The 1181-nt window shown below is 70.4% G+C and carries 1 protein-coding gene; it reads right to left on the minus strand.

Going from position 1 to position 1181, the window contains the following annotated elements; translation table 11 throughout:
* Positions 1-2: 2 nt before the first annotated feature.
* The coding region (locus KWI83_RS39860) for an RICIN domain-containing protein (RefSeq protein ID WP_218518874.1) at positions 3-1181 on the minus strand (1179 nt) is incomplete at its 5' end.

A 1181-nucleotide genomic window follows, 5' to 3' on the forward strand; every position in this document is an offset into this window, starting at 1 on the left:
GGTCAGACGCGGCGGCGGGTGAAGCGCTGGTTGGCGTTGCCGGTGTAGGTCCACTGGGAGATGCGGGCGCCGTCGGCGGTCGAGTACTCCCACACGTCCATGGCCAGGCCGGACTCCCGGTTGACGAGGCTGATCACGTCACTGCCGTGGTCGACCACGCGCCACTGCTGGCCGGTGGCGCCGGTGTCGGCCTGCTGGACGACGTCCGCGCCGGTCGCGGTGCCCGTGGGCTGGAGGAACAGGCCACTGTGCCGGGCCTTGACGCGGACGTGGCCGTCGCCGGCGTCCACAAACTCGAACTGCTGGTTGGAGCGACTGGTGGTGGTCCACTGGATGAGCCGTGCGCCGGCGGCGGTGGAGGCCTCGTTGATGTCGGCGGCCTTGCCGCTGTGCTGGGCCACCAGGGTGTAGGCGGCCGGGCCGCCGGGTGAGTCGCCCAGCTGGGCTTCCCACCTGGTGTTGGGTCCGGCCGCGTCGGCCGGGAGGCGGTCCCGTGCGGCGGTGTCGCCGTACATGGTCCAGCGGGCCCAGTCGACGACGGTGTTCGGGAAGCGGTTGTCGCTCCAGAAGCTGGTGTGGCTGCCGCCGACGAAGGTGAGGAACGCCTTGGGCCAGGTCATCTCCGTGTACGCCTGCCGGGCCGAGGAGTACGACGTGGTCGAGTCCCGGTCGCCGTGGACGAACAGGACCTTGGCGGAGACCGAGGCGGCGGGGTTGCCCATGTCCACGCAGGACTGCGGGTTGGCGGAGATGATCCGGCTGTCGGGCCAGGAGGTCAGCAGGCCATGGGTGACCATGCCGCCCAGGGAGTGGCCCGAGACGCCGACGCCGGTGCCGGTGTCGATGCGCCCGGCCAGCGGTCCGCTCGTGTTGAGGGCGAGGGTCTGGGTGAGGATGTGCGAGACGTCCCTGGAGGTGTTGCCGTTGTTGACGTCGGTGAAGTTGTGGTTGAAGTGCGGGGCGGGGACGACGAAGCCTGCCGCGGCCAGGGCCCGGATGATGAACAGCGAGTTCTGCGGGCTGCTTCCGAAGCCGTGGGTGAAGTTGTAGACGGGAAAGACACCGCCCGCGACCGGGGCGTTCGTCACCGGGTTGCCACCGGGGGTGCCGGTGGCGGGGTAGTAGACGTAGGTGGTGCACGGGCGGCTGCCGCGGGTCCAGTCATACCGACGCACGCCGAC

It is taken from the genome of Streptomyces sp. TRM70350 (assembly GCF_019219825.1).
Taxonomy (GTDB): Bacteria; Actinomycetota; Actinomycetes; order Streptomycetales; family Streptomycetaceae; genus Streptomyces.